The 14,175-nt window shown below is 65.0% G+C and carries 16 protein-coding genes; 11 read left to right on the top strand and 5 right to left on the bottom strand.

Annotated features, from left to right (window positions below):
- Positions 1 to 33: 33 nt before the first annotated feature.
- The 10 genes from V8U06_RS11840 (at position 34) to V8U06_RS11795 (ending at position 9,569) form a co-directional block, all read left to right on the top strand.
- Positions 34 to 777 carry a helix-turn-helix transcriptional regulator gene (locus V8U06_RS11840; protein WP_427140772.1) on the top strand — a complete coding sequence of 248 codons (744 nt, stop codon included), beginning with the start codon at positions 34 to 36 and terminating at the stop codon, positions 775 to 777.
- Positions 778 to 891: 114 nt separating this feature from the next.
- Positions 892 to 2,106, top strand: a complete 1,215-nt coding sequence (gene apbC, locus V8U06_RS11835; RefSeq protein ID WP_427140771.1) for an iron-sulfur cluster carrier protein ApbC — start codon at positions 892 to 894, stop codon at positions 2,104 to 2,106.
- 138 nt (positions 2,107 to 2,244) lie between these two features.
- Positions 2,245 to 3,228 carry a magnesium transporter CorA family protein gene (locus V8U06_RS11830; protein WP_427140855.1) on the top strand — a complete coding sequence of 328 codons (984 nt, stop codon included), beginning with the start codon at positions 2,245 to 2,247 and terminating at the stop codon, positions 3,226 to 3,228.
- A 14-nt stretch (positions 3,229 to 3,242) separates the two neighbouring features.
- Positions 3,243 to 5,144 carry a potassium transporter Kup gene (locus tag V8U06_RS11825; protein ID WP_427140770.1) on the top strand — a complete coding sequence of 634 codons (1,902 nt, stop codon included), beginning with the start codon at positions 3,243 to 3,245 and terminating at the stop codon, positions 5,142 to 5,144.
- Between the two features lie 229 nt (positions 5,145 to 5,373).
- A complete protein-coding gene (locus V8U06_RS11820) occupies positions 5,374 to 6,549 on the top strand; it encodes a cell wall hydrolase (protein ID WP_427140854.1) in 1,176 nt (391 codons plus the stop codon).
- A 275-nt stretch (positions 6,550 to 6,824) separates the two neighbouring features.
- Positions 6,825 to 7,220 (top strand): AtpZ/AtpI family protein, encoded by a 396-nt coding sequence (locus V8U06_RS11815; protein ID WP_226920158.1) that lies wholly within the window; start codon positions 6,825 to 6,827, stop codon positions 7,218 to 7,220.
- Positions 7,221 to 7,281: 61 nt separating this feature from the next.
- Entirely contained in the window at positions 7,282 to 8,034 is a 753-nt protein-coding gene (locus tag V8U06_RS11810) for a F0F1 ATP synthase subunit A (protein WP_226920157.1), read from the top strand.
- Between the two features lie 66 nt (positions 8,035 to 8,100).
- Positions 8,101 to 8,328, top strand: coding sequence for a F0F1 ATP synthase subunit C (locus tag V8U06_RS11805; RefSeq protein ID WP_024270186.1), 228 nt, complete (start codon positions 8,101 to 8,103; stop codon positions 8,326 to 8,328).
- Positions 8,329 to 8,418: 90 nt separating this feature from the next.
- Positions 8,419 to 9,072 carry a F0F1 ATP synthase subunit B gene (locus tag V8U06_RS11800; RefSeq protein ID WP_226920156.1) on the top strand — a complete coding sequence of 218 codons (654 nt, stop codon included), beginning with the start codon at positions 8,419 to 8,421 and terminating at the stop codon, positions 9,070 to 9,072.
- 11 nt (positions 9,073 to 9,083) lie between these two features.
- Positions 9,084 to 9,569, top strand: coding sequence for a F0F1 ATP synthase subunit B (locus V8U06_RS11795; RefSeq protein WP_427140769.1), 486 nt, complete (start codon positions 9,084 to 9,086; stop codon positions 9,567 to 9,569).
- Positions 9,570 to 9,766: 197 nt separating this feature from the next.
- On the opposite strand, the gene V8U06_RS11790 is transcribed toward V8U06_RS11795, so the two are convergent.
- The 5 genes from V8U06_RS11790 to V8U06_RS11770 form a co-directional block, all read right to left on the bottom strand.
- The gene (locus V8U06_RS11790) at positions 9,767 to 10,390 is read right to left on the bottom strand and encodes an ATP-dependent Clp protease proteolytic subunit (RefSeq protein ID WP_427140768.1); all 624 of its coding nucleotides are present in this window, start codon (positions 10,388 to 10,390) and stop codon (positions 9,767 to 9,769) included.
- A gap of 180 nt (positions 10,391 to 10,570) precedes the next feature.
- Positions 10,571 to 10,930 carry an SRPBCC family protein gene (locus tag V8U06_RS11785; protein ID WP_427140767.1) on the bottom strand — a complete coding sequence of 120 codons (360 nt, stop codon included), beginning with the start codon at positions 10,928 to 10,930 and terminating at the stop codon, positions 10,571 to 10,573.
- On the bottom strand, positions 10,927 to 11,241 hold the full coding sequence (locus tag V8U06_RS11780; RefSeq protein ID WP_427140766.1) for an ArsR/SmtB family transcription factor: 315 nt from the start codon (positions 11,239 to 11,241) through the stop codon (positions 10,927 to 10,929). The genes V8U06_RS11785 and V8U06_RS11780 overlap by 4 nt, the downstream gene beginning before the upstream one ends.
- Positions 11,242 to 11,434: 193 nt before the next feature.
- Positions 11,435 to 12,085 (bottom strand): ribonuclease HII, encoded by a 651-nt coding sequence (locus V8U06_RS11775; protein ID WP_427140765.1) that lies wholly within the window; start codon positions 12,083 to 12,085, stop codon positions 11,435 to 11,437.
- A gap of 232 nt (positions 12,086 to 12,317) precedes the next feature.
- The gene (locus tag V8U06_RS11770) at positions 12,318 to 13,475 is read right to left on the bottom strand and encodes a PA0069 family radical SAM protein (RefSeq protein ID WP_427140764.1); all 1,158 of its coding nucleotides are present in this window, start codon (positions 13,473 to 13,475) and stop codon (positions 12,318 to 12,320) included.
- A 134-nt stretch (positions 13,476 to 13,609) separates the two neighbouring features.
- Between V8U06_RS11770 and V8U06_RS11765 the strand changes: the two genes are divergently transcribed.
- Complete coding sequence (locus tag V8U06_RS11765) at positions 13,610 to 14,143, top strand: glycosyl transferase (protein WP_427140763.1); 534 nt, start codon at positions 13,610 to 13,612, stop codon at positions 14,141 to 14,143.
- Positions 14,144 to 14,175 lie beyond the last annotated feature (32 nt).

The following is a 14,175-nucleotide window of genomic DNA, read 5'->3' as shown; positions in this document are numbered from 1 at the left end:
GCGTGAAGGCAGGAATAACCATTGCGGGGCACCATGACGGCTGACGAAACCAGCAGCGGCGCAAATCAGATCCAGGACGAAGGCGCCGAGATCGCCGCCCTGGAAACGCAGTTCGACATCGTGCGCTACATGCGGCGCAAATGCGAGGAATACGGTCTCAAATACTTCATCGTCTTCACCCTGCCGGGTTTCGAGGCCGAAAAACTCTCCGCCTACTCCATCGTCAGCAACTGGCCGCAGGAAATCCTCGCCAAATACGACACGATGCGCATGGTTCGCCACAGCGCCGGCATCCGCAAGCTGCGGCTGACCACCGTGCCCTTCTCCTACGACATGCGCGAATGGATCGGCGAATCCTCCGAGAATGCCGATTTCTCCGAACTGCTCGATGTCATGACGGGTCATGGCATGCTGGTCGGTCACTTCTTCCCGGTGCATGACGCGCTCGGCAATCGCGGCGCCATCGTCTGGGGCGGCGAGAGCGCGACGCTCGGCCGCGACGACCGGCTGATGCTGCAGATGATCTCCGTGCATCTCTTCAACCGCCTCGCCGAGATCGGCTCGGCCTGGAAGTCCGGCCAGGTCGTGCTCACCGACCGCGAGATCCAGTGCCTGAGCTGGACGGCGGCGGGCAAGACGAGCCTGGAGATCGCCGAAATCCTCGGCCTCTCCGAGCATACGGTGAACCACTACCTCAACCAGGTCACCCGCAAGCTCGAGGCGGTCAACCGCACCCAGGCCGTCGTCAAGGCCATCCGCCGCGGGCTGATTGCCTGACATCGCCGCAAAGCTGCTGCTTCCCGTCGCAGGTGAATTCGTTTGGCGACGGGCTTCCCGTGCACTATTTACGGCGAAGGGCTGCTACGCCGCGACAGGCTATTCGAGGGTTTCATGACTGACGTAAGCAAGGAACAGGTGCTGGAACGGCTGCGCACGGTGCGCGGGCCTGACATGGACGGCAACATCGTCGATCTCGGCCTCGTTTCCGATGTCTTCATTTCCGACGGCAAGGCCTATTTCTCCATCACCGTGCCGGCCGAGCGCGCCCGCGAGCTCGATCCGATGCGCGCCGCCGCCGAGCGCGTCGTCAAGGAAATCCCCGGCATCAAGGCCGCCATGGTGGCGCTGACCGCCGACAAGCGCGCCGCCGCCGGCCCCGCCGCGTCGCGCGCGGCCGCACCGCCGCCGCCCGGCCGCGGCGCCGCTCACGACCATGCCGGCCATAGCCATGCCGGTCACAACCATGCGGGCCACAGCCACGCCGCGCCCGCCGGCCAGCCGCAGCAGCGCGCCAAATCCGGCATCCCCGGCGTCGGCGCGATCATCGCGGTCGCCTCCGGCAAGGGCGGCGTCGGCAAGTCGACCACCGCGGTCAATCTTGCGCTGGCGCTGAAGGCGAACGGGCTTCGCGTCGGCATTCTCGATGCCGACATCTACGGCCCCTCCATGCCGCGGCTCCTGAAGATTTCCGGCCGGCCGCAGCAGCTGGAAGGCCGCATGATCAAGCCGATGGAGAACTACGGCATCAAGGTCATGTCCATGGGCTTCCTCGTCGACGAGGAGGTGGCGATGATCTGGCGCGGCCCGATGATCCAGTCGGCGCTGATGCAGATGCTGCGCGAGGTCGCCTGGGGCGATCTCGACGTGCTCGTCGTCGACATGCCGCCGGGCACGGGCGATGCCCAGCTCACCATGGCCCAGCAGGTGCCGCTCGCCGGCGCCGTCATCGTCTCGACCCCGCAGGACCTCGCGCTCATCGATGCGCGCAAGGGCCTCAACATGTTCAGCAAGGTCGAGGTGCCGGTGCTCGGCATCGTCGAGAACATGAGCTATTTCATCGCCCCCGACACCGGCAACCGCTACGACATCTTCGGTCATGGCGGCGCGCGCAAGGAGGCCGAGCGCATCGGCGTGCCCTTCCTCGGCGAAGTGCCGCTGACCATGGATATCCGTGAGACCTCGGATGCCGGCACGCCCGTCGTCGTCTCCAATCCGGACGGCGCGGCGGCGAAGGTCTATCGCCAGATCGCGGCGCGCGTCTGGCAGGAGCTGGAAACGGCGCAGGGCAAGGGCGGGCGCGACGCGCCCGCCATCGTGTTCGAATAGCCGAACCTTCACCGCCCTTCGGCGTTCATCGACGGTAGCTTGATTTTTATGTTGCGCCGCGCAATATGCGCGGCCGACCGCTGATGGGCGGGTTCAATCAGGAGTGTGAGCGATGGTCCGTTCTGGAGCCATTCGCCGGTGATCACGGTTTTCCGTTCCAACGGCGAGGCGCGCGCCCTGCCCACTGAAACCGATTCCAACGCCGCCGCCGCACTTGCCGGCGCCGTGTGGGTCGATCTCGTCGAACCCACCCGCGACGAAGAGGCGCTGATCGAGCGCGTGCTCGGCATCGAAGTGCCGACCCGCGACGAACTCAAGGACATCGAGCCCTCCAGCCGTCTCTACACGGACGGCAACGCTGCCTACATGACCGCCTCGCTGATGGTGAAGGCGGAAAGCGACCTGCCGCAGCTGACCGATGTCGCCTTCATCCTGACGGCGGGCAAGCTTCTGACCGTGCGCTATGCCGAGCCGCGTTCCTTCGTCCTCTTCAAGAGCGCGATGCACCGCATTCCCGGCGGCTGTTCCTCGCCGACCGTGATGATCACGCGCCTTCTCGAAACCATCGCCGACCGCACGGCGGAAATCCTCGAGATCGCCGTCTCGCGCGCCGACACGCTGTCGCTCGAAGTGTTCGGCGACAAGCGCCACCTGTCCCGCCGTCCGCCGCGCTATCTCGAAGACCGCGTCGTGCAGGTCTCCGCGCTGCACCGGCTCATCGCCAAGACGCGCGACAGCCTGATGTCGCTCTCGCGCATGCTGACCTTCCTGCATGCGCTGCCGTCGCTGCAATCCGACCGCGACAGTCTGGAACTCTGCCGCACGGTGACGCGCGACGTGCAGTCGCTGTCCGAACATGCCGGCTTCGTCGCCGGCAACATCACCTTCCTGCTCGATGCCTCGCTCGGCCTCATCAATCTCGAGCAGAACGCCATCATCAAGATCTTCTCGATTGCCTCGGTGGTGCTGCTGCCGCCGACGCTGATCGCCTCCATCTACGGCATGAACTTTGAATTCATGCCGGAACTGCACGTTGCCGCCGCCTATCCGATGACGCTTGCGGCCATGGTGCTGTCGGCGATTCTTCCCTTCTTCTTTTTCCGCTGGAAAGGCTGGCTCTAGAGCCTGTTAGCCCCATGCACGCACATTCCGGTAGCGCACCGCATTCCCACGGCCGGGCGCGCACGTTGTTCCTTCTCTCCCTCGGCTCCGTCGGCGTCGTCTATGGCGACATCGGCACCAGCCCGCTCTACGCCTTCCGCGAGGCGCTGCGGCCCGTGGCCCACGACGGCGTCGAGCGCGTCGAGATCATCGGTCTCATCTCGCTGATGATCTGGACGCTGACGATCATCGTCACGCTGAAATACGTGCTCTTCCTGCTGCGCGCCGACAACCACGGCGAGGGCGGCACGCTCTCCCTGCTGGCGCTGCTGTCCAAGACGGCCGGCAGCCATGCGCCCGTGCTGTTCTTCCTCGGCGCGATCGGCGCGGCGCTCTTCATCGGCGACGCCATGATCACGCCGGCGCTTTCGGTTCTCTCGGCGGTGGAGGGCCTGAAGCTGGTGACGCCGACGCTCGGCGACTATGTCGTGCCCATCTCCGTCGTCATTCTCGTCATGCTCTTTGCCGTGCAGTCGCTCGGCACGGCTGCGGTGTCGAAGTTCTTCGGGCCGATCACCGCCGTCTGGTTCATCGTCATGGGCCTCGGCGGCGTCACGCATATCAGCGACGATCTCGGCATCCTCGCCGCCTTCAACCCCTATTACGCCGTGCTCTTCATGCTGAACGAGGGCTATGTCGGCCTCGTCGTGCTCGGGGCGGTGTTCCTGACGGTCACCGGCGCGGAAGCGCTCTATGCCGACCTTGGCCATTTCGGCCGTCGGCCGATCCAGTGGGCCTGGTTCTGCCTGGTCTTCCCGGCGCTGACGCTGAACTATCTCGGCCAGGGCGCACTGGTGCTCGCCCATCCCGAGACCATTTCCAACCCGTTCTTCCTGATGTTCCCGAAATGGGCGCTGCTGCCCGTCGTCATCCTCGCGACGGCCGCCACCATCATCGCCAGCCAGGCGGTGATAACGGGCGCCTTCTCGCTGACGCGCCAGGCCATCCATCTCGGCTTCCTGCCGCGCATGGAAATCTTCCACACCTCGGAAACCCAAACCGGCCAGATCTACCTGCCGGGCGTCAACACCGTGCTGCTCTTCGGCGTCATGCTGCTGGTCTTCATCTTCGGCTCGTCCGAGGCCCTGGCGACGGCCTATGGCATCTCCGTCACCGGCGCGATGGTGGTGACGACCGTGCTCGCCTTCGAGTTCCTGCGCATGCGCTGGCGCTGGACGCCGCTCGCCGCCACCGCCGCGCTGCTGCCGCTCTTCCTGCTGGAACTCACCTTCCTCGGCGCCAACCTCCTCAAGGTGCATGACGGCGGCTACGTGCCGGTGACGATCGCCGCCGCGGTCGTCGTCCTGATGTGGACCTGGACGCGCGGCACCCGCATCCTGCGCGACAAGACGCGCCGCATCGAAGTGCCGCTGCCGGCCTTCATCAAGTCGGTGGAAAAGCACAGCGCCCATGCGCCGGTCCAGGTGAGCGGCACGGCGATCTTCCTCACCAGCGATCCCGATTTCGCCCCCGCCGCGCTGCTGCACAACATCAAGCACAATCACGTGCTGCACGAGAAGAACTTCATCCTGACGGTCAAGACCGCCAACACGCCGCGCGTCATCCCGGCCGAGCGATTCTCCGTGGAACCGATCTCGGAGCGATTCTCACGCATCGAAATGCGCTTCGGCTTCATGGAGACGCAGAACGTCTCCCATGGCCTCGGTCTGATGCGCAAGGCGGGCCACAAGTTCGACATCATGTCGACCTCGTTCTATCTCGGCCGGCGCAAGCTGGTGCCCGATGCGCAGTCCGGCATGCCGATGTGGCAGGACCGCCTGTTCATTGCGCTCGCCAACCTCGCCACCGATCCCTCCGACTACTTCCGCCTGCCGACCAACCGCGTGGTCGAGCTCGGCTCGCATGTCGTGATCTGACGAAAACGTGAAGGGGAGGCGGCAGCCTCCCCCATTCGCGTCTTTCCGCATTAACCAAGCATCAAGGTTAATGCTTCATTTTACCCTGAGAACGAGCCGCTTCGGGCCCGTGCTTCGGCGCGGCCGGCTCCCATACGAACAATCCGGGCAGGAAGACACGCCGGTTCAGGCCGGCGGCAGGGCCTGCGCGCGCATCAGGGTGCGGAGTAGTCAGTTGCGTAAGCGTAGCATTCGTCATGCAGGTGCAGGCCGCTTCTTCGCATATCTGAAGCGGGAATGGAAAATCCCCCTGGCGCTCGGCCTCGGCATCGCCGCCGTCCTGCCCACGCCGTCCGCCCATACGGACCTCGCCACCTATCTCGCCGGCCTCAACCGCAAGGGCGGCAACCAGACCATGGTGCTGACCCGCTCTCCCGCCGGCTCCGTGCACGAGGTGGAGATCGAGTTCGCCGACGCCATGATCACCGGCGGCATCGAAAGCGGGGCAGGGGTGGAACTGCCGGGCGGCATGAAGGCGGCCGTGCGCAGCGAGCACAAGGGCAATGGCGCCATCCCCGACGAAGACCGTATCAACCGCCGCGACAAGAAGGGCCGCATCGTCGCGGTCATGCCCGTCCTGCCGCCGAAGGACTTCACGGCCGGCTCCATCCTCGAGCGCACCAGCTCGCTCCTCTCGCCGGTCTTCGACACGGGCCAGCGCATGGCCTTCGCCAAGTCCGACATCAAGGGCAAGGAAATCGAGATCGCGACGGCCTTCTACAAGAAGCAGTCGGTCCACGGGAATATCGGCGTCTCGCCGGTCATCGCCAGCCTGGTCACCAACGACAAGGCCGACATCCTGGCGACCGCCTATGCGCGCGTCGAGCCGGACTATGCCCGGGAATCGCCCTTCGATTCGATCCTGAAGCCGAAGAAGGAACTCGGCCGCTTCATCCCCGACATTTCGCCCGACGATCACGCCTGGGCCGCGACGGCGCTGCCGGCGGAAGTCTTCACCGCCAAGGAACAGAAATGCCTTGCGGAAGGCATCTATTTCGAGGCGCGCGGCGAGGAGGTGAAGGGCCAGGCCGCCGTTGCCCAGGTCATCCTCAACCGCGTGCGCAATCCCGCCTATCCGAAAACCATCTGCGGCGTCGTCTACCAGAACGAAAACTGGCGCAACCGCTGCCAGTTCTCCTTCGCCTGCGACCGCATTCCCGACCTCATCCTCTCGCCCTGGCACTGGAAGACGGCCAAGGAGATCGCCATGGCCGTTACGGCCGGCAAGATCTGGTTCGAGGACGTCGGCTCGGCGACCCATTATCACGCGACCTATGTCAGCCCGCCCTGGGGCCGGACCATGAAGCGCGTCGCCAAGATCGGCAAGCATATCTTCTACCGCACCTATGGCGGCGGCTGGAGCTGAGGCGCGAAAGGCATGCGCCCCGGCGTGGTGAGTCCACGCCACACCCCCGGCGATTCCCGGGACAGAGAGTCGCGCTCGACGCGTGAATCTTTGTAAGTTATTGATTTTCCAGATTATATTTGCTGTTGCGCAAAGCTTCGCCATGCCTTGACTATGCTGGCACCTAAAACTATGTTGCGGCCGACTTCAAAAGGGGTCGGATACGGCTTGAATCCTAGCCTTCAATATGTCCGCAATGGGGCGAAAGCGCCGGCGGGAACGACGAGGAGGACGCCATGACCGACGATCGAAAGGAAAGTCTGGAAGACCGGCTGAAGCGCCTGGACGCGGAACTCGCGGAAAAGCGCAAGACAGACGGGGCGGACGCCGCCGCCGAGGCGCGCGCAGCCGAAAGCCGTACGGGCTATGCGGTTGCCATGAAGCTCTCGAGCGAGTTCGTCGCGGCCGTCATCGTCGGGGCGCTTCTGGGCTATCTTTTGGACCATTTTGCGGGTACAGGGCCTTGGGGGATGATCGTTCTTCTGCTCCTTGGCTTCAGTGCCGGCGTTCTGAACGTCATGCGCGCGGCTGGCATGGTGGCATCGCCCCATCCGGTCGACAGGCTGGCAGGCCGAGAGCACGCCAGGCCGGACAGCGGACGGGACGAAACCAAGACGAAGGACGGCGCCTGACGGCGCGGTCTCAATAGTGGGTGACTTCCGCCGAAAGGCGGGCAAGCGAGAGAGATAAACGGTGTCCAACGATCCGACCCATCAGTTCCTGGTCAACAAGATTGTTCCGATCGAAATCGGCGGCATCGATTTCTCGTTCACCAACGCTTCGCTCTTCATGGTCGCGACCGTCGCGGCCGCCACGGGCTTCCTCTATTTCACGACCGGCCAGCGCGGCCTCGTTCCGAGCCGCATGCAGTCGGTTTCGGAAATGTCCTACGAGTTCATCGCCTCGATGCTCCGGGAAGGGGCGGGCAGCCACGGGATGAAGTTCTTCCCGTTCGTGTTCTCGCTCTTCATGTTCGTGCTCACCGCGAACCTTCTGGGCATGATGCCGTACTTCTTCACGGTCACCAGCCAGATCATCGTCACCTTCGCCCTGGCGCTTCTCGTCATCGGCACGGTGGTCTTCTACGGTTTCTACAAGCATGGCTTCGGCTTCCTGAAGCTCTTCGTGCCGTCGGGCGTTCCCGGCGCGCTCCTGCCGCTGGTCGTCTCGATCGAGGTCATCTCGTTCCTCTCGCGTCCGATCAGCCTCTCGATCCGTCTTTTCGCCAACATGCTGGCGGGTCACATCACGCTCAAGGTCTTCGCCGGCTTCGTCACCTCGCTGAGCGCGCTCGGCGCCGTGGGTGTCGTCGGTTCGATCCTGCCCCTTCTCATGACCGTCGCCCTGACCGGTCTCGAATTCCTCGTGTCGTTCCTGCAGGCCTATGTCTTCGCAGTTCTGACATGCATGTACCTCAACGATGCCGTGCATCCGGGTGGTCACTAAGGAAACAGTCGTCGGCGCCCTCGGGCGTCGCTCATAAGCCGCAACAACCCATTCAAGGAGTTCAACATGGAAGCGGAAGCAGCAAAGTTCATCGGCGCAGGTCTTGCCACGTTCGGTCTCGCCGGCACGGCTCTCGGCCTCGGCAACATCTTCGGCAACTACCTGGCCGGCGCTCTGCGCAACCCGTCTGCTGCTGACAGCCAGTTCGGCCGTCTCGTATTCGGCTTCGCCGTTACGGAAGCTCTGGGCATCTTCTCGCTGCTCATCGCTCTCCTTCTCCTCTTCGCCGTCTGATATCGGCCGAGGACTGGACCATGGCCCCGCAAGGGCCGTGGTCCACCGTACGTTCCGTACATGATCTGAGAGTGCCCCCTGGAGGTGAGCATGTCTGTGACCCCGGCGTCCGCCGAGTCCACCCCTTTTGAAATCGCCCAGGCGGAAACTCCTGCAACCTCGCACGAGACCCCTGCGGACGCGCATGCGGCCCAGCCGGCAGGCGAAGTGCACACCGAAACGGGTGTCGCCCATGGCGAGGAAGCCGGTTCCGGCGTTTTCCCGCCTTTCGACCAGACCACGTTCGCATCGCAGCTCCTGTGGCTCGCGATCACCTTCGGTCTTTTCTACCTTCTCATGTCGAAGGTCGTCATTCCGCGCATCGGCGGCATCCTCGAGACGCGCCATGATCGCATCGCGCAGGACCTCGACGAAGCCTCCCGCCTGAAGGCGGAAGCCGACGCCGCCGTCGCCTCCTACGAGCAGGACCTTGCGTCCGCCCGTGCCAAGGGCAATGCGATCGCCTCGACCGCCCGCGACGAAGCCAAGGCCAAGGCCGACGCCGAGCGCGCCAAGATCGAAGCCTCGCTGCAGGACAAGATCGCCGGCGCCGAAACGCGCATCGCCGAGATCAAGGCCAAGGCCCTTGCCGATGTCGGCTCTATCGCCGAGGAAACCACGGCAGCCGTCGTCGAACAGCTGATCGGCACCAAGGCCACCAAGGCCGAGATCGCTTCCGCCGTTAAGTCGGCTGCAAGCGAGTAAGGGAGGTTTCGATGGAATTCGACGCAACATTTTACGCCTTTGTCGGCCTCCTTCTGTTCCTGGCTCTCATTGCCTACCTCAAGGTTCCGGGCATGATGGCAAAGGGTCTCGACGCCCGCGCCGAGAAGATCCAGAACGAGCTGGCGGAAGCCAAGCGTCTTCGCGAGGAAGCCCAGCACCTGCTCGCCGAATACCAGCGCAAGCGCAAGGATGCCGAAGCGGAAGCCGCCAGCATCGTCGCCGCCGCTGAACGCGAAGCAAGCGCCCTGACGGCCGAAGCCAAGCAGAAGACCGAGGAATACGTCACCCGCCGCACGGCGCTCTCCGAGCAGAAGATCAAGCAGGCGGAAGCCGACGCGATCAACGCCGTGCGTTCCGCTGCCGTCGACCTCGCTGTCGCCGCCGCTGAAAAGGTCATCGCCGCCAAGGCCGATGCCGCGACCGGCAAGTCGCTCTTCGACAACGCCATCAGCGAAGTGAAGGTCCGCCTCAACTGAGGCATCTTCACGAAGGATTGCAAAAGGCCGGGGCTCTGCTCCGGCCTTTTTGCTTTGCACCGACAGCGAAAGCGCCCGTCCGCTAGAATTTGTCAGGGAAAAGTGGGCACCGGTTTTCCCGAAAAGACAAACGAAAACAAAGGAATTTAGAGCATGTCTGGTTCAATCTGAACCTGGCATGCTCTCGACGCGGACCGTCAGTTCCCCTCGCGAGGGATCTTGCCGATAGCGCGCTCGGTGAGAATGCGGTCGATCAGGCCCCATTCCAAAGCCTCCTCGGCCGTCATGAAGCGATCGCGGTCCATGGCGCGCTCGAAGTCCTCGTAGCTGCGGCCGCAATGCTCGGCATAGAGCCGCGTCATGCGCTGCTTGGTCTTCAGGATTTCCTCGGCGTGGATGAGCATGTCGGAGGCCTGCCCCTGAAAGCCGCCGAGCGGCTGGTGGATGAGGATGCTGGAATTGGGCAGGGCCGCCCGTGTGCCGGGTTCGCCCGCCATCAGCAGGAACGAGCCCATCGAGCGTGCCGTGCCCATGCACAGCGTGTGCACGGGCGCGCGGATGTAGCGCATGGTGTCGTACATGGCAAAGCCGCTGGTAACGACCCCGCCGGGCGAATTGACGTAGAGCTGGATGGGCTTCTTCGGGTCTTCCGCCTCCAGGAAGAGAAGCTGCGCGCAGACGAGCGCGGAGACCGCGTCGTTCACCTCGCCGTTGAGGAAGATGATCCTCTCGCGCAGCAGGCGGGAATAGATATCGAAGGAGCGTTCGCCCCGGCTGGATTGCTCGACGACCATGGGGACGAGCTGCATCGTGTCGCGCATCGGCGATCTCCTGTCTGTGATGTTGGGGGAGGGGAATGGGAGCCGTTCCGGAGCGGTTGCTGGCCCGGAATTGCTGACGCCTTATCCGACGCGAAAGCGGCGCCGCCTTCGCTGGAAATGCTTGAGCCTTTGTTGTCGCATTGTCCTGCGCCAAAGCGATAGCGCTTTGGCTGGAATGCTTCAGGCGGCGCTCAGCAGCGCGTGCCCGTTGTCGTTCAGAGCCCGCGGTCCGGCCGGTCTCAGCCGTGCATCGGTGAGTTCGTGGACGATCCGAAGCCGGGTGCCGCCATGGCCATTGGGCGTCAGCCGGAAGGCCACGCTGCTTTCGAGATAGGGCGGATCGTCGTCGCGCATCCGGTAGCGGATTTCCTCGCCGGGTACCGTGGCCAGCGGCGCGGCGTCGGCCAGCCGGTCGCCGGGCAGCCACCGTTCGCGGAAGGCCGGAAGGCTGATCGCCCGCCAGACCTTTTCCGGCGGCGCGTCGAGATCGTATTCCTGCACCAGACCGGGCGCCTGTCGCTCGCTTGTCCTGTCGTTCATTGGTCCATTTCCTTCAGCAGATCCCGCAAGGCATCGATGCGCGCCGGCCAGTAGGCGCGGTATTTGGCAAGCCAGCCGGCTATGAGCGCGAGGCCGTCCGGATCGACCTCGTAGTTCACGAAGCGTCCCTGCCGCTCCTCGCGCACCAGCCGGGCATTGCGCAGCACGGCGAGGTGTTGGGACATGGCCGGCTGGCTGATCTCCATGCCCTCGCGCAGCGCACTGGCATTCAAGGCACCGCCCGCCAGCTTCTCGAAGATCGTGCGACGGGTCGGGTCGGCGAGGGCCTTGAAGATGTCGTGTTCTATCATGAAATCAGATAAGCACGGACTTATCTGATTTGCAATGGCGATGTGGAAAGGAAGGTATGCGAGGCGGTTCAGGCCGCAGCGGCCTGTTCGCGTGCCGCGGCGCCTCTTTCATCCTGGTCGCGGTGGAAGAGAACGAGCGGGAGCGCCGGCGTGCCAAGGGACAGCGGAAGGAGGGTGGTGGCGACCTCGTCGATCAATCCTGCCGCAGCGGCCGGAAGCTCATGCGGTGGAGACGGCAGGGGCCGTTGGTCTCGATCGCCTTGCGATGGACCTCGGTGGCGTAGCCTGCGTGGATGGCGAAGCCATAGCCGGGAAAGGTGGCCTCGGCGCGGGCCATCATGCGGTCGCGCGTCACCTTCGCGACGATGGAGGCGGCGGCGATGGAGACGGAAAGGGCGTCGCCCTTGACCACGGCGCGTCCCTCGCAGGCAAGGCCCGGCGGCACGTCGCGGCCGTCGGTCAACACCAGGTTCGGTGCGATTTCGAGGCCGGCGACGGCGCGGCGCATCGCATCGAGGCTCGCCTTGCGGATATCCGTCGTATCGATCCGGCGCGATCCGCTGGAGGCGACGGAGACGAAGGCGCTCTGCATGATGAGCGTGAACAGCGCCTCGCGCCGCGCGGCGCTGAGCTGCTTGGAATCGTGCAGGCCGGGCGGAATATTGTCGGGATCGAGAATCACGGCCGCCGCGACGACGGGGCCGGCGAGCGGCCCGCGTCCTGCCTCGTCCGTGCCGGCGACGGGCCAGATGCCACGCGCGCGCGCTGCGCTTTCCATCGCGAAATCAGGCCCTTCGGGCAGATCGAAAAGAAGGCGGGAATCGGAGGATGTGACACGGGACATGCGGCGAACCTCGCACATCCATCCGATTCCCTGCAAGTCCTCCGGCAGGAGGCGGATGCCGGAGGAACGACCGCGCGCCCGGGGAATGGCGCGGCGGAAGAAGAGGCCGGGCCTGACGGCCCGGCAAGGCTGCATTTCAAGGGCAATGCTGCCCGTCCTGCCTTCCGCCGGGGGACGAAAAGGGTGGCGGCCCCGCTTCGATCCCCCGGCGACAGCGCCGAAGCGCCGATGCTTACAGCAGCGAAAGCTGCACGCCGCTGCCCGAAGGCGGCACGAACTGGTCGACGGCGAGCATGCGGCGGGTGCGGGTCAGCTCCAGTCGCTTGGTGGCCATCTCGAAGCGGCGGGCGATCTGCCAGGCATAGGGACCGGCCCCCTTCATGCGCTTGCCGAACTCGGCGTCGTAATCCTTGCCGTCGCGCATGGAGCGCACCAGCGACATGACATGGCGGTAGCGGTCTGGATAGTTGCGCAGCAGCCAGTCGCGGAAGAGGGGGCTGACCTCCAGCGGCAGGCGGAGCAGCACATAGCTCGCCTCCAGCGCGCCCGCCGCCTTGCCGGAATCCAGCACCCGCTCGATCTCGTGGTCGTTGAGGCCCGGAATGATCGGCGCCATCATGATGGCGGTCGGAATGCCGGCATCCGACAGGGCGCGGATCGCCTCCAGCCGGCGGGGCGGGGTGGCGGCGCGCGGCTCCATCGTGCGGGCGAGCTTGCGGTCGAGCGTCGTCACCGACAGGCCGACCCAGGCTAGGCCGCGCGCGGCCATGCGCGAGAGAATGTCGATGTCGCGCATCACCAGCGCCGATTTGGTGACGATGGAGACCGGGTGGTTCGCCTTGTCCAGCACCTCGAGGATCTGCCGCATGATGCGCCATTCCTTCTCGATCGGCTGATAGGGATCGGTGTTGGTGCCGATGGCGATGACGCGCGGCTTGTAGCCGGGCTTGGAGAGTTCCCGTTCCAGCAGCCGCGGCGCATCCGGCTTGGCGAAGAGCTTCGCCTCGAAATCGAGGCCGGCGGACAGGCCCATGAAGGCGTGCGTCGGCCGGGCGAAGCAGTAGATGCAGCCATGCTCGCAGCCGCGATAGGGATTGATCGAGCGGTCGAAGGGAATGTCGGGCGATTCGTTGCGGGAAATGATGGTGCGCGGCTTTTCCACCTGCACCTCGGTGCGGAAGGGCGGCAGGTCTTCCAGCGTCTGCCAGCCGTCGTCGAAGCCCTCCCGCGTCACCGGCTCGAAACGGCCGGTGAAGTTCAGGCCCGCGCCCCGGCCGCGCCGGCGATCCCCGTCGACCCGCATGCCCGTCTGGGACATCAGCGCTTCGGCAATATCCTTCGTGTGGCCGGGCGCAAGCGCGCCCTGCCTGAGGCTGACAAGATCGTTCATGGTGGTCTCCGGCGGGGCCGTTCGCCCCGATTCCATGACTATATTCCTATCGCCGGAATGAGAACAATGCAAGAACAAATTTCAATCGGGACGGTGCGGTGGCGTTCCATGCTGCGATGCGATATTGCAGGATCATGCTGACGATCATCCTAGAATGCCGGGACAACGAGGCGGAACTGGCGCAGACCCTGTCGGCGCTCGTTCCGGGCGCCGTCGAGGGCGTGGTGCGCGACGTGATCGTGCTCGACCACGGGTCGCGCGACGGCTCGCCGGAGGTCGCGGATGCGGCCGGCTGCCGGTTCCTGACGCAGTGGGATATCGGTGATGTCCTGCGCTCGGCGCGGGGCGACTGGCTCCTCTTCCTGGAGCCCGGCGCGCGGCCGCTGACAGGCTGGGTCGATGCGATCGTCGATCATGTGGCGGTCAGCCCCGGCCCGGCGCGCTTTCGCGCCTCGCGCAGCCACCGCAGGCCGTTCCTCCAGCGTCTCGTCCGGAAAACGCCGCCGCTGGAGCAGGGCTATCTCGTCAGCAAGCGCCAGCTTGTTACCGCAATCCGCCCGGGCATGGCGCTGGCCGATATCGCGCGCGGCGGCAGGCCGCGCGACCTCGTCGCCGAGATCGTACCGGCCTGGGCGGTGAAGGCGATGCGGGCGGACGTCGCGGGCTAGAGTTTGTCAGGGAAGAGTGGGAACCGGTTTTC

Origin of the sequence: Shinella sp. G-2 (assembly GCF_050172695.1) — a bacterium.
Lineage (GTDB): Bacteria > Pseudomonadota > Alphaproteobacteria > Rhizobiales > Rhizobiaceae > Shinella.
This window is presented reverse-complemented; position numbering and strand designations above follow the sequence as displayed.